At 52.1% G+C, this 19,011-nt stretch carries 17 protein-coding genes and 1 pseudogene; 2 read left to right on the forward strand and 16 right to left on the reverse strand.

Annotated features, from left to right (window positions below):
* The 15 genes from hinT to yceD all read right to left on the reverse strand — a co-directional run bounded on the left by hinT (position 1) and on the right by yceD (position 13,370).
* Positions 1 to 360, reverse strand: coding sequence for a purine nucleoside phosphoramidase (gene hinT, locus AACU94_RS10765; RefSeq protein ID WP_054445830.1), 360 nt, complete (start codon positions 358 to 360; stop codon positions 1 to 3).
* A 499-nt stretch (positions 361 to 859) separates the two neighbouring features.
* Positions 860 to 2,293: a PTS glucose transporter subunit IIBC gene (ptsG, locus tag AACU94_RS10770; protein WP_000475698.1), complete on the reverse strand. Its 1,434-nt coding sequence runs from the start codon at positions 2,291 to 2,293 to the stop codon at positions 860 to 862.
* Positions 2,294 to 2,587: 294 nt separating this feature from the next.
* Positions 2,588 to 3,385 (reverse strand): metal-dependent hydrolase, encoded by a 798-nt coding sequence (locus AACU94_RS10775; protein ID WP_130205555.1) that lies wholly within the window; start codon positions 3,383 to 3,385, stop codon positions 2,588 to 2,590.
* A gap of 10 nt (positions 3,386 to 3,395) precedes the next feature.
* On the reverse strand, positions 3,396 to 4,400 hold the full coding sequence (gene holB, locus AACU94_RS10780) for a DNA polymerase III subunit delta' (RefSeq protein ID WP_130215906.1): 1,005 nt from the start codon (positions 4,398 to 4,400) through the stop codon (positions 3,396 to 3,398).
* Complete coding sequence (gene tmk, locus AACU94_RS10785; RefSeq protein WP_130205551.1) at positions 4,397 to 5,038, reverse strand: dTMP kinase; 642 nt, start codon at positions 5,036 to 5,038, stop codon at positions 4,397 to 4,399. Before tmk ends, holB begins: the two co-directional genes overlap by 4 nt.
* The gene (gene yceG, locus AACU94_RS10790; protein ID WP_064528577.1) at positions 5,028 to 6,050 is read right to left on the reverse strand and encodes a cell division protein YceG; all 1,023 of its coding nucleotides are present in this window, start codon (positions 6,048 to 6,050) and stop codon (positions 5,028 to 5,030) included. Before yceG ends, tmk begins: the two co-directional genes overlap by 11 nt.
* Positions 6,051 to 6,052: 2 nt before the next feature.
* Positions 6,053 to 6,862, reverse strand: a complete 810-nt coding sequence (gene pabC / locus AACU94_RS10795; protein ID WP_130215902.1) for an aminodeoxychorismate lyase — start codon at positions 6,860 to 6,862, stop codon at positions 6,053 to 6,055.
* Between the two features lie 119 nt (positions 6,863 to 6,981).
* Entirely contained in the window at positions 6,982 to 8,223 is a 1,242-nt protein-coding gene (gene fabF, locus AACU94_RS10800; RefSeq protein ID WP_130205545.1) for a beta-ketoacyl-ACP synthase II, read from the reverse strand.
* 89 nt (positions 8,224 to 8,312) lie between these two features.
* Positions 8,313 to 8,549: an acyl carrier protein gene (gene acpP, locus AACU94_RS10805; protein ID WP_000103754.1), complete on the reverse strand. Its 237-nt coding sequence runs from the start codon at positions 8,547 to 8,549 to the stop codon at positions 8,313 to 8,315.
* A gap of 210 nt (positions 8,550 to 8,759) precedes the next feature.
* Complete coding sequence (gene fabG / locus AACU94_RS10810) at positions 8,760 to 9,494, reverse strand: 3-oxoacyl-ACP reductase FabG (protein WP_001008542.1); 735 nt, start codon at positions 9,492 to 9,494, stop codon at positions 8,760 to 8,762.
* Positions 9,495 to 9,506: 12 nt separating this feature from the next.
* Positions 9,507 to 10,436 carry an ACP S-malonyltransferase gene (gene fabD / locus AACU94_RS10815; protein WP_130215900.1) on the reverse strand — a complete coding sequence of 310 codons (930 nt, stop codon included), beginning with the start codon at positions 10,434 to 10,436 and terminating at the stop codon, positions 9,507 to 9,509.
* 15 nt (positions 10,437 to 10,451) lie between these two features.
* Complete coding sequence (gene fabH, locus AACU94_RS10820; protein WP_130205541.1) at positions 10,452 to 11,405, reverse strand: beta-ketoacyl-ACP synthase III; 954 nt, start codon at positions 11,403 to 11,405, stop codon at positions 10,452 to 10,454.
* Positions 11,406 to 11,472: 67 nt separating this feature from the next.
* Complete coding sequence (gene plsX / locus AACU94_RS10825; protein WP_074399521.1) at positions 11,473 to 12,543, reverse strand: phosphate acyltransferase PlsX; 1,071 nt, start codon at positions 12,541 to 12,543, stop codon at positions 11,473 to 11,475.
* Between the two features lie 80 nt (positions 12,544 to 12,623).
* Positions 12,624 to 12,797 carry a 50S ribosomal protein L32 gene (gene rpmF, locus AACU94_RS10830; RefSeq protein ID WP_000290727.1) on the reverse strand — a complete coding sequence of 58 codons (174 nt, stop codon included), beginning with the start codon at positions 12,795 to 12,797 and terminating at the stop codon, positions 12,624 to 12,626.
* Positions 12,798 to 12,848: 51 nt separating this feature from the next.
* On the reverse strand, positions 12,849 to 13,370 hold the full coding sequence (gene yceD, locus AACU94_RS10835; protein WP_001174481.1) for a 23S rRNA accumulation protein YceD: 522 nt from the start codon (positions 13,368 to 13,370) through the stop codon (positions 12,849 to 12,851).
* Positions 13,371 to 13,568: 198 nt separating this feature from the next.
* On the opposite strand from yceD, the gene yceF reads away from it, so the two are divergent.
* A complete protein-coding gene (yceF, locus tag AACU94_RS10840; RefSeq protein ID WP_135404191.1) occupies positions 13,569 to 14,153 on the forward strand; it encodes a 7-methyl-GTP pyrophosphatase in 585 nt (194 codons plus the stop codon).
* Positions 14,154 to 14,264: 111 nt separating this feature from the next.
* On the opposite strand, the gene rluC is transcribed toward yceF, so the two are convergent.
* Complete coding sequence (gene rluC / locus AACU94_RS10845; protein WP_135489418.1) at positions 14,265 to 15,224, reverse strand: 23S rRNA pseudouridine(955/2504/2580) synthase RluC; 960 nt, start codon at positions 15,222 to 15,224, stop codon at positions 14,265 to 14,267.
* Between the two features lie 572 nt (positions 15,225 to 15,796).
* Here rluC and rne point away from each other — a divergent pair.
* Positions 15,797 to 18,981, forward strand: a pseudogene (gene rne, locus AACU94_RS10850) (ribonuclease E).
* Positions 18,982 to 19,011 lie beyond the last annotated feature (30 nt).

Below are 19,011 nucleotides of genomic sequence, written 5' to 3' on the forward strand. Positions count from 1 at the left end.
TTACAGGCCTTTATGCGCCAGCATTGGTCCCAACGGACGGCCACCCAGCAGGTGCATATGAATGTGATAGACCTCTTGTCCGCCATGACGGTTGGTATTCATGATCAAACGATAGCCATCTTCGGCAATACCTTCTTGCTCAGCAATTTTTGCCGCTACGGTTATCATGCGTCCCAGCGCCTGCTCATGCTCAGCTGACACGTCGTTCACGGTAGGGATAAGGATATTTGGAATGATCAGAATATGCGTTGGCGCTTGCGGCGAAATATCGCGAAACGCCGTTACCAGCTCATCCTGGTAGACGATATCGGAGGGGATCTCACGACGAATAATTTTGCTGAAAATAGTTTCTTCTGCCACGACATTTTCCTTTTTCAAATTGCCATGCGTTGCGCCATGCTACGCCGCGCTACACTGCGAGTATAGAGTATGGTCGAGTTAAACCTGCTCTTTCAACCTTAAGCCACGATTTATTAAGCAAAAAATCGTTTTACTGCCGTATACATCGCCATTATTCCCATTTTTGCCTATGAATGGGCCGAAAACACCTTTTCTCTTTGGTTTAGATAATAACAGGGATATCGGCGACAAGGCCCCTCCTGCTACCACCAGCATTGCTTTGACAGTTTCCTTCCACTGCCGGGCAAAATTGCTATGCGCAGGTGGAACTGTTCGCCTGTTATCAGGCAACCCCAAACGTCTCATTGCTGGAAATAATCTGCTCGACAAAACCTACGATATCAACGTGAAAGGAACTATCGTCCCGGGCGCAACACGCAATTTAATGATGACCGGTCTGATTAGCGGCTGTAAAAAAGGCAGCCATTCGGCTGCCTCAGTCTCCCCAACGTCTTACGGATTAGTTGTTGCGGATGTACTCATCCATTTCGGTTTTCAGGTTATCGGATTTCGTACCGAAAATCGCCTGAACACCGGAACCAGCAACCACTACGCCCGCTGCGCCCAGTTTCTTCAGGCCAGCCTGATCCACTTTGGACACATCAGCGACGCTAACACGCAGACGGGTAATACATGCGTCAAGGTTAGTGATGTTTTCTTTACCACCAAATGCAGCAACCAGAGCCGGTGCCATTTCGCTGGTGCCGGTAGCTTTCGCATCTTCAGTTGCGTCTTCACGGCCCGGGGTTTTCAGATCCAGAGCTTTAATCAGCACGCGGAAGATGGTGTAGTAAACAATCGCATAACCGATACCGACAATCGGGAACAGCCACAGCTTGCTGCTGTTACCAGACAGGACGATGAAGTCGATCAGACCGTGCGAGAACGATGTACCATCGCGCATACCCAGCAGGATACAGATCGGGAATGCCAGACCTGCCAGAATCGCGTGGATGATGTACAGGATCGGCGCAACGAACATGAAGGAGAACTCGATTGGCTCGGTAATACCGGTCAGGAACGAGGTCAACGCCGCGGAGATCATGATACCGCCCACTTTAGCGCGGTTTTCTGGTTTAGCAGAGTGCCAGATAGCAATCGCGGCAGCCGGCAGACCGTACATTTTGAACAGGAAGCCGCCAGACAGTTTACCCGCGGTCGGGTCACCCGCCATATAACGCGGAATGTCACCGTGGAATACCTGACCTGCGGCGTTGGTGTATTCACCGATCTGCATCTGGAAAGGTACGTTCCAGATGTGGTGCAGACCAAACGGTACCAGGCAGCGTTCGATGAAGCCGTAAATGCCAAACGCAACTACCGGGTTCTGGTAAGCAGCCCACTGGGAGAAGGTCTGAATGGCGGAACCAATTGGCGGCCAAATAAAGGACAGCACAACGCCAGTAAAGATGGCAGCCAGGCCAGAAATGATCGGCACAAAGCGTTTACCGGCAAAGAAGCCAAGATACTCAGGCAGCTTAATACGGTAGAAACGGTTAAACATGTACGCTGCGATCGCACCGGAGATGATCCCCCCGAGTACGCCCGTATCCGCCAGGTGTTTAGCGGCGATTTCTTCAGCAGGTAAATGCAGTACCAGCGGCGCAACCACGGCCATGGTTTTTACCATGATGCCATAGGCAACAACTGCGGCCAGCGCGGATACGCCATCGTTATTGGTAAAGCCGAGGGCGACACCAATTGCAAAAATCAGTGGCATGTTTGCAAAAACGGAACCGCCCGCTTCTGCCATAACATGCGATACAACGGCGGGCAGCCAGCTGAAATTCGCGGAACCGACGCCAAGCAGAATACCTGCGATAGGCAGTACGGATACCGGCAGCATCAGCGATTTACCGACCTTTTGCAGGTTAGCAAATGCATTCTTAAACATAATTGAGAGTGCTCCTGAGTATGGGTGCTTTTAACGTTCTCACGCGTGGCAAGGGGGGGAGAACCTTGCCGTGTACAGGGCGTCTAAGCGCCCTTTATTTATTACACAGAGTAAAATAATTCATGGCCGATTTGTTTGACGGCTATCACGTTTCAACTTCGGACCTTTAGCGAAGTTGCACGTATTGACAAAATAAATGCCATAATGCGTCAAACATGGTTATTCACCGCCCAATTTGCGGCGGTGAACTTTACTCGTTTTAGTAATTAATTACGAGCCTTAAAATAAATTCATTTAACGGATGGATTGAAGGCGGGAAGCGTCGATGTGAAACAGGCGGGCGAAGTTATCGGTGGTTACCTGCGCCAGCTCTTCAACGGCAACACCTTTCAACACAGCCATGTATTCAGCAACATCACGAACCATTGCAGGTTGATTCTCTTTTCCTCGATGCGGCACAGGTGCCAGATAAGGCGCGTCAGTTTCGACCAGTAACCGGTCGAGCGGCACATAACGCGCGGCATCACGTAGTTGTTCTGCATTACGGAAGGTCACAATGCCGGAGAAGGAGATGTAAAATCCAAGATCCAGTAATTTGCCTGCCGTTTCTCTGTCCTCTGTAAAACAGTGTAGTACGCCACCGCAATCCGTCACCTTTTCTTCGCGCAGAATTGCCAGCGTATCGGCGCGGGCGTCACGCGTATGGACAATAACCGGCTTGTTCAGTTCACGACCAATCTGGATATGGTGGATGAAAGACTCTTGCTGACGCACTTTAGTTTCCGGCGTGTAATAATAATCCAGCCCGGTTTCCCCAAGGGCAACAACGCCCTCTTCCGCCGCAAGGCGGCGTAAATCTTCCACATCATAGGGATCGTTCTGGTTGAGCGGATGCACGCCGCAAGAAAATACGACATTGTCACGTTCGCCTACCAGATCCCGCATATGCAGATAACCCGGTAATGTCGTGGCGACCGCCAGACAAAATTTCACATCGCGCGCAGCGGCTTTTGCCAGAACGTCATCCACGTCCTTATGCAAAGATTCATAATCCAGACCATCGAGATGGCAGTGTGAGTCGACTAAAAACATGATGTCTCTCTTAAAGATGAGGAACCGGTAGCACAACGCCCGGTTGCAGGTAATGCTCAATACGCAGTAAAAGATCGGTGATGAGAAGCTCGCGGTTTACGCCAGTGACAGAAATTAACTGCTCACGGGTGTGACAAACATCCCCCAGTATAGCCTGCAGGCGCGCGGGAGAAAGCTGGTTTGCCAGCGCAGCAACAACGCCCGGCACATCAACATTGGTAACCTGCGAAGCGCCATACTTGCGCTTGAGCGCGTCCATCATCAGGGTTGCCAGCCAGTGCAGACGCGCCGGAGCTTGTTCATGATTAAGTGTCGGCAACAGGGAATACCAGTCGCCAGATTGCACACTATGAGCCAACGCCTGGCAAAGTGTTTCGCGGGCCTGCCAGGTATCTCCCTGAAACAACGCCAACGCCGCGCCAGGCGAACCGGCGCTTAAGCGCAGCGCGGCTAGCAACGCGTCCTGTGACATTGTCACTTCACGTGAAAGCCAGGTCACGGCGTACTGTTCTGGCGGTGGTGCGAGGTAATGTAGCCGACAACGACTACGTAATGTCGCCAGTAAACGTTCAGGCTCCCGGGTAGCAAGGAAAAACCAGGTTTCTGCCGGCGGCTCTTCCAGTGTTTTTAGCAAAGCGTTCGCCGCAGCGTCGGTCAGCAAGGCGGCATCGGTTATCCAGACAACTTTAGCACCGCCTAAACGCGCGTGTTCATTCAGTTTTTCAGTGACTTCACGCACCGCATCAATGCCCAGCGCGTTCTTCCCTTTTTCGGGAGCAAGGGTGTAATAGTCGGGATGCGTTCCCGCCTGCATCAACTGACATCCACGACAGTGGCCGCAGCTTTTATGCCCCTCTGGTTGTTGGCACAGGAGGTAACGGCTTAAAGCGTAGATTAAGGCGTCATCGCCCATGCCAGGTAACGCCTGAATGAGTAGCGCATGGTGACCCCTTCCGGCCTGATAGCTGGCTACCAGTTTCTCGAAATCGGGTCTTAACCACGGATACCATCTCATGCGTTATGTTCCTTAACCCAGTGAGTCACGGTGGTGCGAATCGCCTCCATCACTGATTCCAGTGGCTGAGTGGCATCAATGGTGTAAATGCTTTTATCCTGTGCCGCCAGTTCAAGATAGCGGGCGCGAGTACGATTAAAGAAATCGAATGACTCTTGTTCAATGCGATCCAGTTCGCCACGCGCACGGGCACGTTTTAGCCCCACTTCTGGGGTCACATCAAGATAAAGCGTCAAGTCAGGACGAAAATCCCCCAGAACAGCATCACGCAGCGTTGCCAGCATATGCTGGTCAATGCCACGACCGCCGCCCTGATACGCCTGAGTGGAGAGATCGTGCCGATCGCCAATCACCCAGGTGCCTTTCGCCAGCGCCGGTTTGATGACAGTTTCCACCAGCTGAACGCGCGCGGCATAAAACATCAGTACTTCGGCTTTATCGGTAATGACTTCATCGCCTACCGATTTGATATCCAGCACCAGGCTTCTTAATTTTTCCGCCAGCTGCGTACCGCCGGGTTCTCGAGTGAAAACCATGTCGCGGATCCCCAGTTGCTCAAGCGTCTCAACCACCACGTTTCGCGCGGTGGTTTTGCCTGCGCCTTCCAGCCCTTCAATGACGATATACTTACTGCGCATTTTTTTCCTTAAGCACTTTCAGGTAATCCTGCACAGACTTGTTATGACTGGCAAGATTGGTATTAAACGTGTGACCGCCTTTACCATCGGCCACAAAATAGAGATACGGCGTTTTCGCCGGATGCGCAGCAGCCTTCAGCGAATCCGCCCCCGGCGTAGCAATCGCGCCTGGCGGCAGACCAGTAATGGTGTAGGTGTTATACGCTGTCGGCGTTTCCAGATCTGCACGAGAAAGTTTGCCATTATAACGCTCTCCCATCCCGTAAATCACCGTCGGGTCGGTTTGCAGGCGCATGCCGATACGTAAACGGTTGATAAATACTGAGGCAACCTGATCGCGCTCGCTGGCAACGGCGGTTTCTTTTTCGATTATCGACGCCATCGTTACCAACTGGTTTTTATCTTTATACGGCAGACCATCCGCTCGCCCATCCCAGGCGCTATCGACCGCTTTCACCATTTTCTTGTGCGCTCGTTTGAGTAACGCGACATCAGTGGTATTAGCGGTATACATCCAGGTGTCTGGCCAAAACCAGCCTTCAATCCACTCTGGATTTTCAAGTTCCAGGGCCTGCGCCACGGTAGCGTATTTATCGTCGCTTAACGTGTGCGTGATATAGGGTGCCTCACGCAATTGTTTGAGGTAGTCGCTCAGACGCATCCCTTCTACCAGGCGTAGCGGAAACTGCGCTTCTTTGCCGCTTTTCAGCAGCTGTAACATTTCGCGCACGGTCATCTGCGGCGTAAAGCGATAAGTCCCGGCTTTGAAATGGGAAAGGTCCGGCTCAATACGCAGCAACCACTGAAAGACGCGGGGGCGATTGATGATTTTATCGGCATACAATTGTTCACCGAGAGCCATTCTTCCGGTTCCAGGTTTCAGGGTGAATATCGTCTCTTCTTTAATAAGTAATTTGCTGTCGGCAAGATGGCGAACCTTCCAGACGCCCACACCAGCGGCGATACCCAGTACCATCAGCAATAACAGGATAATCAATAACACTTTTTTCATGACTAATTCGGGTGCTCACAAAGTGGGGCTAAATATTCATATAGCGTTGTTGACGAAAAGAAGACATCATCACAGGCACGCACAGGCATAACTGGCATCAGCGCATTACAAACCATCACTTCATCTGCCTGCATCACATCTTCCAACGAGGCTTGCACTTCGGCAATCTGATAGGAGGATTGTGCCAGTAAACGGATACAGAATTGTCGCATAATACCGTTAACTCCAGCCTGATCCAGACGCGGCGTGTAGACCACGTTGCCTTTACGCCAGAACAAATTAGCTGCACAGCATTCCGTAACCCACCCTTCACTGTCAAGAACCAGCGCCTCGTCGGCGTTTGTCTGCTCAAGATGAGAGCGAATCAACACTTGCTCAAGACGATTAAGATGTTTAATTCCCGCAAGATGAGGATTGCGTCCCAGGCGTACCGGGCTTAGTGCCAGCAGCATTCCCTCTTTGCGTAAGCGGTCGTAATGCGTTGGGTAAGCCGTAACTGAGAGCATGCGCGTTGCCGGTCCGCTGTTTAACGTACTGTAACCTCGCCCACCACTGCCACGACTGATCACCACTTTCAGCACTCCATTCTGCTGCTCTGCCGCCAGAGTTGCCATCTCGTGCTCAAGCTGCACCCAGAAGTCACAAACGATCATTAACCGCTGACAGGCTTCCTGTAGTCGCGTAATGTGCGCGGATAATAAGCTGACTTTACCGTCGATAATTCTGGCTGTCGTGAAACAGCCATCGCCAAATTGTATGGCCCGATCGCTTGCTGCCAGCGAATCCTGTTTATGACCGTTAATTAAGAACATACCGGCTCCTTATAATAGGATTGTAAGTGTGGCAGCATGTTCACTGCGGAACAAGTCTGAATAAAATCTAAGAAAAAAGGCCCGCAAGCGGACCTTTTATATAGGTGGGAAATGGCGACTTAGATCTTTTTGAAGATCAAAGAACCATTGGTGCCACCGAAGCCGAAGGAGTTACACAGGGTGTATTCCATTCCGCTGACCTGACGCGCTTCATGCGGCACAAAATCCAGATCGCAACCTTCATCCGGGTTATCCAGGTTGATGGTCGGCGGAACAGCCTGATCGCGCAGCGCCAGGATGGAGTAGATAGACTCTACTGCACCTGCTGCACCTAACAGGTGACCGGTCATGGATTTCGTGGAGCTTACCAGCACACGGCTTGCAGCTTCACCGAAGATAGTTTTCACGGCCTGCGCTTCAGCTTTATCGCCAGCTGGCGTAGAAGTACCGTGCGCGTTCACGTAGCCAATCTGGCCAGGCTCAATTCCTGCGTCACGCAGAGCATTTGCCATCGCCAGAGCTGCGCCTGCGCCGTTTTCCGGCGGCGACGTCATATGGTAAGCATCGCTGCTCATACCAAAGCCGACGAGTTCAGCGTAAATTTTCGCACCGCGTTTTTTCGCGTGTTCGTACTCTTCAAGTACCAGCATACCGGCGCCATCGCCCAGTACGAAACCATCACGCTCTTTATCCCACGGACGGCTAGCCGCTTGCGGGTTATCATTGCGGGTAGATAATGCACGTGCCGCGCCAAAACCACCAACGCCCAGCGGCGTACTGGCTTTCTCTGCGCCACCTGCAACCATCACGTCAGCATCGCCATACGCGATAATACGCGCAGCTTGACCGATGTTGTGCACGCCAGAAGTACAGGCGGTCGCGATAGAGATGCTTGGGCCACGCAGGCCATACATGATAGTCAGGTGACCTGCCACCATGTTCACAATCGTTGACGGAACGAAGAATGGGCTGATCTTACGCGGACCACCGTTCATCAGAGATGTGTGGTTTTCTTCGATCAGTCCAAGGCCGCCAATCCCGGAGCCAATTGCGGCACCAATGCGGGTTGCGTTCTCTTCCGTTATTTCAAGGCCAGAATCCTGCATGGCCTGAACGCCAGCGACAATTCCATATTGAATGAAGGCATCCATCTTGCGCTGTTCTTTGCGCGAGATAATGTCCTCACAGTTAAAATCCTTTACTAAGCCAGCAAATTTCGTTGCATAGGCGCTAGTATCGAAATGGTCGATTAGGCTGATGCCACTCTGACCGGCAAGCAGAGCTTTCCAGGTAGACTCTACGGTATTGCCGACAGGAGACAACATGCCCAGTCCGGTCACAACTACACGACGCTTAGACACGTTTGTCCTCCAGGGAGGGAAAAAAATGATTCTAGTGGGACAAAAAAGAAAAAACTCAGGCGGTCGAACGACCGCCTGGAGATGTTCACTTACGCCTGGTGGCCGTTGATGTAATCAATGGCAGCCTGAACGGTGGTGATTTTCTCAGCTTCTTCGTCCGGAATCTCAGTATCAAACTCTTCTTCCAGAGCCATTACCAGCTCAACGGTGTCAAGAGAATCCGCGCCCAGGTCTTCAACGAAAGAAGCATTGTTGGTAACTTCTTCCTGCTTAACGCCCAGCTGTTCGCCGATAATTTTCTTAACGCGTTCTTCGATAGTGCTCATACTCTTAAATTTCCTATCAAAACTCGCTTTCGCGATGGTTTTCGTAGTGTATAAAATGTTGAAAAATTTGCAACTAAATCCCGGCAGGTCTTACCACGATTTTGCGTTATTTTGAGGCCATACCCCCCAACAACGCAAATCATTTTGCACTTATTATTACTCATAACCACGCAGACTGCGCGCAACATGAGCATTTTGTGCAAATCGCGGTCAGACCATGTACATCCCGCCGTTCACATGCAAAGTTTCACCCGTGATGTAAGCTGCTTCGTCGGATGCCAGGAATGCAACCGCGTTGGCGATTTCCTGTGCGCCGCCGAGGCGACCCGCAGGAACCTGCGCCAGGATACCCGCACGCTGGTCATCGCTCAGCGCACGTGTCATGTCCGTTTCAATAAAGCCCGGAGCAACAACGTTTACAGTAATACCTCGTGACGCAACTTCGCGCGCCAGTGATTTACTGAAGCCGATCAAGCCCGCTTTCGCCGCAGCGTAGTTGGCCTGACCGCCATTTCCCATGGTACCAACCACAGAACCGATAGTGATAATACGACCATGACGCTTTTTCATCATAGCGCGCATTACCGCTTTTGACAGACGGAAAACAGATGAAAGGTTGGTTTCGATAATATCGTTCCACTCATCATCTTTCATTCGCATTAACAGGTTATCACGAGTGATACCGGCATTATTGACCAGGATATCGACTTCACCAAATTCTGCGCGAATTTTTTCCAGAACAGATTCGATAGATGCCGGGTCGGTCACATTCAACATCAGACCTTTACCGTTGGCGCCTAAATAATCACTGATCGCCTGAGCGCCGCTTTCACTGGTCGCAGTACCGATAACTTTCGCGCCACGAGCCGCGAGCGTTTCAGCGATTGCACGGCCAATCCCGCGGCTAGCACCGGTTACCAGTGCGATTTTTCCTTCAAAATTCATGTTGTTCCTCTTTTAAAGCTCGAGCGCCGCTGCCATCGCTGAAGGTTCGTTCAGCGCCGAGGCGGTCAGGGTGTCGACAATACGTTTCGTCAGGCCAGTAAGCACTTTGCCCGGTCCCACTTCATAAAGATGCTCAACGCCTTGCGCTGCCATGTATTCAACGGATTTCGTCCATTGAACCGGGTTATACAACTGACGTACCAGTGCATCACGAATGGCATCGCCATTGGTTTCGCATTTGACATCAACGTTATTCACAACCGGAACGGTCGGCGCGTTAAAGGTGATTTTCGCTAATTCAACCGCCAGTTTGTCGGCAGCGGGTTTCATCAGCGCACAGTGAGAAGGTACGCTCACCGGCAACGGCAGCGCACGTTTCGCGCCCGCAGCTTTACAGGCAGCGCCAGCACGTTCAACCGCTTCTTTGTGACCAGCAATAACCACCTGGCCCGGAGAGTTGAAGTTTACCGGAGAAACGACCTGACCTTCTGCTGCATCTTCACAAGCTTTCGCAATAGACGCATCATCCAGACCGATGATTGCCGCCATTGCGCCAGTTCCTTCCGGTACGGCTTCTTGCATGAACTTGCCGCGCATCTCAACCAGACGTACCGCATCAGCAAAATCAATCACACCAGCGCAAACCAGCGCGGAGTATTCACCCAGGCTGTGACCGGCCATCATCGCCGGTGCTTTACCGCCCTGCTGCTGCCATACACGGTACAGTGCAACAGAGGCAGTTAACAGTGCTGGCTGAGTTTGCCAGGTTTTATTCAGTTCTTCGGCTGGCCCCTGCTGGGTCAGCGCCCACAGGTCATAGCCCAGCGCCGCAGAAGCTTCAGCAAAGGTTTCTTCGACAATTGGATAGCTCGCCGCCATATCAGCCAGCATGCCAACGGTTTGAGAACCCTGACCAGGGAACACAAATGCAAATTGCGTCATGTTTAAATCCTTATCCTAGAAACGAACCAGCGCGGAGCCCCAGGTGAATCCACCGCCAAAGGCTTCAAGCAGAACCAACTGCCCCGGCTTAATACGCCCGTCGCGTACGGCTTCATCCAGCGCGCACGGTACAGAAGCGGCAGAGGTATTACCATGACGGTCCAGCGTCACGACGACATTGTCCATTGACATGCCGAGTTTTTTCGCCGTTGCGCTGATAATACGCAGGTTCGCCTGATGTGGAACCAGCCAGTCCAGTTGGGAACGGTCAAGATTATTTGCTTCCAGCGTCTCATCAACGATGTGCGCCAGCTCCGTTACCGCAACTTTGAAGACTTCGTTGCCCGCCATGGTCAGATGAATTGAATTCTCTGGATTCACGCGGTCGGCGTTTGGCAGCGTCAGCAATTCACCATAACTACCGTCGGCATGCAGATGGGTAGAGATGATTCCCGGCTCTTCAGAGGCAGCCAACACCGCAGCGCCCGCGCCATCGCCAAAAATGATAATGGTCCCACGATCTGTGGGATCGCAGGTGCGCGCCAGTACATCGGAACCGACGACCAGAGCATACTTCACCGCGCCAGATTTCACGTATTGATCGGCCACGCTCAATGCATAGGTGAAACCTGCGCAGGCTGCGGCAACGTCAAACGCCGGGCAGCCTTTGATGCCCAGCATGCTTTGGATCTGACATGCTGCGCTCGGGAAGGCGTGGGTGGCAGAAGTCGTTGCCACAACAATCAGGCCAATCTGGTCTTTATCGATGCCTGCCATTTCAATTGCACGCGTTGCCGCTTCAAAACCCATGGTTGAAACGGTTTCGTTTGGCGCAGCAATATGGCGTTCGCGAATACCGGTACGAGTAACAATCCACTCGTCAGAAGTATCCACCATTTTTTCCAGATCGGCGTTTGTCCGCACTTGTTCGGGCAGATAGCTGCCAGTACCAATAATCTTCGTATACATGTACGCTCAGTCACTTTTCGGTTATATACCGTCACTTGCAAACTGCGAGTTCGCTGGCAGCGTCCTGCTACCGCAGAGTTCCGCTTTTGCCATCGTCCAGCAGCTCAAAACCAGCTGGGTATACAGATTTCAGGCGAGCGGCAATTCGCTGAGGAACTTGTCGCTGCACCGCCTGCACTGCCTGTTCAATCGCGACCGCAAAAGCTCGCTGATTGGCCGCACCATGACTTTTTATCACCGTGCCGCGCAATCCTAACAGACAGGCGCCGTTATACTGGTCGGGGTTGAGGTGACTGAATCGCCTCGTCAGGCTCTTTTGTAGCCAACGCTTTAATAACAGTAGCCACCACGACCGTTTTTTTCCCTCACCCTGAGATTTCAGCAGAGAAAGGAACATCCTGACAACACCTTCCATCGTCTTTAATGTGACATTTCCTGTAAAGCCGTCACAGACCAGCACATCTGTCTTGCCAGTTAATAACTCATTGGCTTCAAGATAGCCGATGTAATTAATAGAAGGGATTGTTTTCAGCACAGCTGAGGCATCCTGAATGCTGTCAAGACCCTTCACTTCTTCTTCACCAATATTGAGCAACGCCACGCGAGGGTTGGGAATTTCCACCACCTCTTCAGCCAAAACAGAGCCCATAATGGCGAATTGCACCAACATTGTGCTATCACAATCGACGTTGGCCCCTAAATCAAGGACCACCGTTTTGCCCTTTTGCTGATGCGGCAGCACCGTCACCAACGCAGGACGCTCAATCCCCTCAAGGGGCTTGAGTAATAATTTTGCCAGTCCCATCAACGCTCCGGTATTACCGGCGCTGACGCAGGCTTGTGCTCTACCTTCTTTAACCAACTCCAGCGCCACGCGCATTGAGCTACCGCGACTGGCGCGAATAGCTTGCGAAGGCCGGGCATCACTGGCGATAACTGACTGCGCAGGGATAATCTGCAGACGCGAACGTTGTTCAAAGTCAGCTTTAGCAAGTAATGGCGTGATGGCGTCGGGATTACCGACTAAAAGAAGAGTGAGTTGCGAATTAGAATTCAGTGCCTGCAAAGCTGCAGGCACTGTCACGGAAGGACCGAAATCCCCTCCCATGACATCTAACGCCAGGGTTAGACGTGTCAAGGTATCGTCGCCGCCCGGTTTGGTCTTTCCCCAGTTGCCTGGGGAAAATCCTCACTAAGCTTCATCACGCAGACGCGTGATTACTTAGCGATGACCTTGCGGCCGCGGTAGTAACCGTCGGCAGTGATGTGGTGACGCAGGTGTTTTTCACCAGAAGTTTTGTCTACAGACAGGCTGGTGACTGCGGTCAGCGCGTCATGGGAACGACGCATGCCACGTTTGGAACGGGTTGGTTTATTCTGTTGTACGGCCATGGACCTTACTCCTCAATTACGGTTTATCCCCGATCCAACGGGGAGCACCAATTACTTACGCTTTAAGCTGGCTAATACGGCAAATGGGTTTGGCTTTTGCGCTTCTTCAGGCAGTTCACCAAAGACCATGTCCGCTTCGGACACTTCACAGTGTTCAGAATCATGCACCGGAACTACCGGCAAGGCGAGGATGATTTCATCTTCAACCATTGCAAGCAGATCGATTTCACCGAATTCGTTAACCTCAATCGGTTCATACGCTTCCGGCAGTGCTTCAGCCTGTTCGTCTGAACGCACAGGACTAAAACAATACGTTGTGTAGACCTGATGAGTAAACGGCTTCCCGCAACGCTGACACTCGAGCGTTACCGTCACCTTCGCATCGCCGTTTAACACCGCGAGACGTTGGTTATCGATAGCGAACGACATGGAGCATTCCACATCACTGTCCACACTGACCACAGATTCGGCGACGCGCTCAACCTGATCAGGAGTATAAATACCCTGGTAATCAAGGCGTTTTTGAGCCGTACGAACCGGATCGAGAGTCAGGGGTAATTTTACCTTTTGCATAGGGCGCGCATATTAACTTTGTAACGTCATAGAGTCAAAGAAAAAGGCAGCCTGTGGTTGCCTTTTGCCAATAATTCGCACACATTGCGGGTTACTGCTTTATTTTCGTTCAGTGCTGACAACGAACATCAACCTGCAAAACGAAGCGCATAGTTTAAAATGGCTATCATCAATACGCTATATCTGATGGAAAAAAATATGCCTAAACTTATTTTAGCCTCCACATCGCCCTGGCGCCGCGTCCTACTGGAAAAACTGCAAATCTCTTTCGAATGTGCCGCGCCGGAGGTCGACGAAACCCCGCACAGCGATGAATCACCGCGCCAGTTGGTGCTTCGACTGGCGCAGGAAAAAGCGCAATCCCTGGCGTCACGTTATCCGGATCATTTAATTATTGGCTCTGATCAGGTGTGTGTACTGGACGGTGAAATCACTGGCAAACCGTTAACGGAAGAAAATGCCCGTCTGCAATTACGTAAAGCCAGTGGCAATATTGTCACCTTCTATACCGGGCTGGCGCTGTTTAATTCGGCGAATGGGCATCTGCAAACAGAAGTTGAACCTTTTGACGTCCATTTCCGTCACCTGAGCGAGGCGGAGATTGATAATTACGTGCGTAAAGAACATCCCCTGCACTGCGCAGGCAGCTTTAAGAGTGAAGGGTTTGGTATTACGCTGTTTGAGCGCTTAGAGGGGCGTGACCCTAACACGCTGGTTGGTTTGCCGCTTATCGCGCTCTGTCAGATGTTGCGCCGGGAAGGGCAAAACCCGCTGATGGGATAATTTTATGGGCCGGACGCGTTTACGCCGCATCCGGCAATTGGTGCTGACTGCCTGATGCGGCGTAAACGCCTTATCAGGCCAACCGCCTACTAGCAGGTTTATATGCTCGCATTAACGCGTGTTACGCAGTTTCTGCAAACAACGCTTCAAACCATCATCCATTGGCGCTTCGATACGCATCAACTCACCGGTCCCCGGATGGGTAAACTTCAGCGCCGCCGCATGCAGGAACAAGCGATTTAACCCCGTTCCCGCTTCAGTCAGTTGTTTATCGAATTCACGGTCGCCGTAACGATCGTCAAACGCTATAGGATGACCGGCATACTGAGTATGCACACGGATCTGATGAGTACGTCCGGTAACCGGGCTACAACGCACCAGAGTGGCAAACGCATAGCGTTCCTCCACTTTAAAACGCGTTTCGGATGGTTTACCTTCCTGGCTCACACGCACAATACGCTCACCGCTTTGCAAAATATTCTTCAGCAACGGCGCTTGTACACTCTTCACGTGTGACTGCCACTGACCACGCACCAGCGCCAGGTAATCTTTCTGCATGCCTTTTTCACGTAACTGCTCATGCAGCGAACGTAACGCCGAGCGTTTTTTCGCCACCAGCAGCACGCCTGAAGTGTCCCTGTCGAGTCGATGCACCAGTTCGAGGAACCGCGCTTCAGGGCGCAACGCCCGCAAACCTTCAATAACGCCGAAACTTAAACCACTGCCGCCATGTACCGCCGTGCCGGACGGTTTATTCAGCACCAGAATATGATCATCTTCATATAAGATGACATCCGCCAGCGCCGCCACTTTTTGCAGATGTGGCGACACCGCATCTTCTTCCCGTTCGGCAACGCGAACTGGCGGAATACGCACTTCGTCGCCAGCTTCGAGTTTATATTCAGGTTTAATACGTTTTTTGTTCACCCGTACTTCACCTTTACGCAAAATACGGTAGATCATACTTTTTGGTACGCCTTTCAGTTGGGTACGCAAAAAATTATCGATACGTTGCCCTGCTTCGTCAGCAGTGATAGCAACGATTTTTACGGATGGAGTCTCTGTTTTCATGGTGGGCGATTCTAAATAGCCAGCAGGATTCGCGCCACTCATTTTTCTATGCTTATATTTAGTTTTGCACCTTATTACTTCGCAGGGTGATCACCTAATTGGTGGTTATTAAACCAATCGCCAGCAAGAAGTGAAAAAACTGTGAGTAAGTGGGTGATAAATGGTAAAAGTCATCTTGCTATAACAAGGCTTGCAATGGAATAATGAGAACGTTTCCGTGTCCAACCTTGTTAAAACAAGAAATTTTACGGAATAACCCATTTTGCCCGACCGATCATCAACGCAGCAATGGCGTAAGACGTATTGATCTTTCAGGCAGTTAGCGGGCTGCGGGTTGCAGTCCTTACCGGTAGATGGAAATATTTCTGGAGAGTAATACCCAGTCTGTTTCTCTGATAATTGCGCTGTTTTTCCGCATGAAAAACGGGCAACCGACACTCTGCGCCTCTTTGAGCTGACGATAACCGTGAGGTTGGCGACGCGACTAGACACGAGGCCATCGGTTCACACCCGGCAAGGCGTTACTTTGCCCGCAGCTTAGTCGTCAATGTAAGAATAATGAGTAAGTTACGATGAAAAGAATGTTAATTAACGCAACTCAGCAGGAAGAGTTGCGCGTTGCCCTTGTAGATGGGCAGCGTCTGTATGACCTGGATATCGAAAGCCCGGGGCATGAGCAGAAAAAGGCTAACATCTACAAAGGTAAAATCACCCGCATTGAACCGAGTCTGGAAGCTGCTTTTGTTGATTACGGCGCTGAACGTCACGGTTTCCTCCCTCTAAAAGAAATTGCCCGCGAATATTTCCCAGCTAACTACAGTGCTCATGGTCGCCCCAACATTAAAGATGTGTTGCGTGAAGGCCAGGAAGTTATTGTTCAGATTGATAAAGAAGAGCGCGGCAACAAAGGGGCTGCGCTGACCACCTTTATCAGCCTGGCGGGTAGCTATCTGGTTCTGATGCCGAACAACCCGCGCGCGGGTGGCATTTCTCGCCGTATTGAAGGCGACGACCGTACCGAATTAAAAGAAGCACTGGCAAGCCTGGAACTGCCGGAAGGCATGGGGCTTATCGTGCGCACCGCTGGCGTCGGCAAATCTGCCGAGGCGCTGCAATGGGATTTAAGCTTCCGTCTGAAACACTGGGAAGCGATCAAAAAGCCGCTGAAAGTCGCCCTGCTCCGTTCCTGATTCACCAGGAGAGCAACGTAATCGTTCGCGCATTCCGCGATTACTTACGCCAGGACATCGGCGAAATTCTTATCGATAATCCGAAAGTGCTCGAACTGGCGCGTCAGCATATCGCTGCATTAGGTCGCCCGGATTTCAGTAGCAAAATCAAACTGTACACCGGTGAAATTCCGCTGTTCAGCCACTACCAGATTGAATCCCAGATTGAGTCCGCCTTCCAGCGTGAAGTCCGTCTGCCGTCTGGTGGCTCCATTGTTATCGACAGCACCGAAGCGTTAACCGCCATCGACATCAACTCCGCACGTGCAACTCGCGGCGGCGATATTGAAGAAACTGCGTTTAACACCAACCTCGAAGCTGCCGATGAAATTGCTCGTCAGCTGCGTTTACGTGACCTCGGTGGTCTGATTGTTATCGACTTCATCGACATGACGCCAGTACGCCACCAGCGTGCGGTAGAAAACCGTCTGCGCGAAGCGGTGCGTCAGGACCGTGCTCGTATTCAAATCAGCCATATTTCTCGCTTCGGCCTTCTGGAGATGTCCCGTCAGCGCCTGAGCCCGTCGCTGGGTGAATCCAGTCATCACGTTTGTCCGCGTTGTTCCGGTACTGGCACCGTGCGTGACAATGAATCCCTGTCGCTCTCTATTCTGCGTCTGATTGAAGAAGAAGCGCTGAAAGAGAACACCCAGGAAGTCCACGCCATTGTTCCTGTGCCAATCGCTTCTTACCTGCTGAACGAAAAACGTTCTGCGGTAAATGCCATTGAAACTCGTCAGGACGGCGTGCGCTGTGTGATTGTACCAAACGATCAGATGGAAACACCGCACTACCACGTGCTGCGCGTGCGTAAAGGGGAAGAAACGCCGACCTTAAGCTACATGCTGCCGAAACTGCATGAAGAAGCGATGGCGTTGCCGTCTGAAGAAGAGTTCGCTGAACGTAAGCGTCCTGAACAACCTGCACTGGCAACCTTTGCTATGCCGGATGTGCCACCAGCGCCAGCTCCGGCTGAACCTGTAGCGCCTGCAGCAGCCCCGGCACCTAAAGCGGCACCAGCAACGCCAGCAGCTCCGGCACAACCGGGTCTGTTGAGCCGCCTTTTCAGTGTACTGAAATCGCTGTTCAGTGGCGGTGAAGAAACCAAATCGGTCGAGCAACCTGCACCAAAAGAGGAAGCGAAACCGGAACGCCAACAGGATCGCCGTAAGCCTCGTCAGAACAACCGCCGTGACCGTAATGAACGCCGCGACACGCGTAGCGAACGTACAGAGGGTAGCGATAATCGCGAAGAAAACCGTCGTAATCGTCGCCAGGCGCAGCAGCAAACGGCTGAGACTCGTGAGAGCCGTCAGCAGGCTGATGTAACGGAAAAAGCGCGTACCACAGACGAACAGCAAGCGCCGCGTCGTGAACGTAGCCGCCGCCGTAACGATGATAAACGTCAGGCGCAACAAGAAGTGAAGGCGCTGAATGTTGAAGAGCAATCTGTTCAGGAAACCGAACAGGAAGAACGTGTACGTCCGGTTCAGCCGCGTCGTAAACAACGTCAGCTGAATCAGAAAGTGCGCTATGAACAAAGCGTTGCGGAAGAAGTGGTCACCGCACCGGTGGTTGAAGAAACTGTCGCTGCCGAGCCTGTTACTCAGGAAGCGCAAGCCCCGAGCACTGAACTGGTGAAAGTACCGCTGCCAGTCGTAGCGCAAACTGCGCCGGAACAGCAAGAAGAGAACAATGCCGACAACCGTGACAACGGTGGCATGCCGCGTCGTTCTCGCCGTTCGCCTCGTCACCTGCGCGTGAGTGGTCAGCGTCGTCGTCGCTATCGTGATGAGCGTTATCCAACCCAGTCGCCAATGCCGTTGACCGTAGCGTGCGCGTCTCCGGAACTGGCCTCTGGCAAAGTCTGGATCCGCTATCCAATTGTACGTCCGCAAGATGTACAGGTTGAGGAGCAACGCGAACAGGAAGAAGTGCAGGTGCAGCCGATGGTGACAGAAGTCCCTGTTGCTGCCGCTGTCGAGCCTGTTGTTGCCGCGCCGATTGTTGAAGAGGTGGCTGAAGTTGTAGAAACACCTGTTCAGGTTGCAGAACCGCAACCTGAAGTTGTTGAAACAACGCATCCCGAAGTGATTGCCGCAGCGGTAACTGAACAGCCTCAGGTGATAGCCGAGGCCGATGTTGCCGTAGCGCAGGACGTTGCAGAGCACGCAGAACCGGTAATTGAACCGCAGGAAGAGACGGCAGACATTGAAGAAGTTGCCGAAACTGCCGAGGTTGTAGTTGCCGAACCTGAAGTTGTCGCTCAACCTGCCGCCCCGGTCGTCGCTGAAGTCGCAGCTGAAGTTGAAACGGTAGCTCCTGTTGTATCCGAGGTAATCGTTGAACATAACCACGCTACCGCGCCGATGACACGCGCTCCGGCACCGGAATATGTTCCGGAAGCACCGCGTCACAGTGACTGGCAGCGCCCAAGCTTTGCCTTTGAAGGTAAAGGTGCCGCAGGTGGTCATGCAGCAACACATCATGCATCTGCTGGCCCTGCGCGTCCGCAACCTGTTGAGTAAAACTTAACTCAAAGTGATCAAGCCCTGGCA

This window comes from Escherichia sp. E4702, from assembly GCF_963883545.1.
Lineage (GTDB): Bacteria > Pseudomonadota > Gammaproteobacteria > Enterobacterales > Enterobacteriaceae > Escherichia.

What these genes read in the sequence shown, in the direction of transcription:
- yceG (WP_064528577.1), bottom strand. Translation starts at nt 6,050, where the DNA reads ATGAAAAAAGTGTTATTGATTATCCTGTTATTGCTGATGGTACTGGGT.
- fabH (WP_130205541.1), bottom strand. Translation starts at nt 11,405, where the DNA reads ATGTATACGAAGATTATTGGTACTGGCAGCTATCTGCCCGAACAAGTG.
- yceF (WP_135404191.1), top strand. Translation starts at nt 13,569, where the DNA reads ATGCCTAAACTTATTTTAGCCTCCACATCGCCCTGGCGCCGCGTCCTA.
- rluC (WP_135489418.1), bottom strand. Translation starts at nt 15,224, where the DNA reads ATGAAAACAGAGACTCCATCCGTAAAAATCGTTGCTATCACTGCTGAC.
- yceD (WP_001174481.1), bottom strand. Translation starts at nt 13,370, where the DNA reads ATGCAAAAGGTAAAATTACCCCTGACTCTCGATCCGGTTCGTACGGCT.
- fabG (WP_001008542.1), bottom strand. Translation starts at nt 9,494, where the DNA reads ATGAATTTTGAAGGAAAAATCGCACTGGTAACCGGTGCTAGCCGCGGG.
- fabD (WP_130215900.1), bottom strand. Translation starts at nt 10,436, where the DNA reads ATGACGCAATTTGCATTTGTGTTCCCTGGTCAGGGTTCTCAAACCGTT.
- ptsG (WP_000475698.1), bottom strand. Translation starts at nt 2,293, where the DNA reads ATGTTTAAGAATGCATTTGCTAACCTGCAAAAGGTCGGTAAATCGCTG.
- pabC (WP_130215902.1), bottom strand. Translation starts at nt 6,862, where the DNA reads ATGTTCTTAATTAACGGTCATAAACAGGATTCGCTGGCAGCAAGCGAT.
- holB (WP_130215906.1), bottom strand. Translation starts at nt 4,400, where the DNA reads ATGAGATGGTATCCGTGGTTAAGACCCGATTTCGAGAAACTGGTAGCC.
- tmk (WP_130205551.1), bottom strand. Translation starts at nt 5,038, where the DNA reads ATGCGCAGTAAGTATATCGTCATTGAAGGGCTGGAAGGCGCAGGCAAA.
- acpP (WP_000103754.1), bottom strand. Translation starts at nt 8,549, where the DNA reads ATGAGCACTATCGAAGAACGCGTTAAGAAAATTATCGGCGAACAGCTG.
- rpmF (WP_000290727.1), bottom strand. Translation starts at nt 12,797, where the DNA reads ATGGCCGTACAACAGAATAAACCAACCCGTTCCAAACGTGGCATGCGT.
- AACU94_RS10775 (WP_130205555.1), bottom strand. Translation starts at nt 3,385, where the DNA reads ATGTTTTTAGTCGACTCACACTGCCATCTCGATGGTCTGGATTATGAA.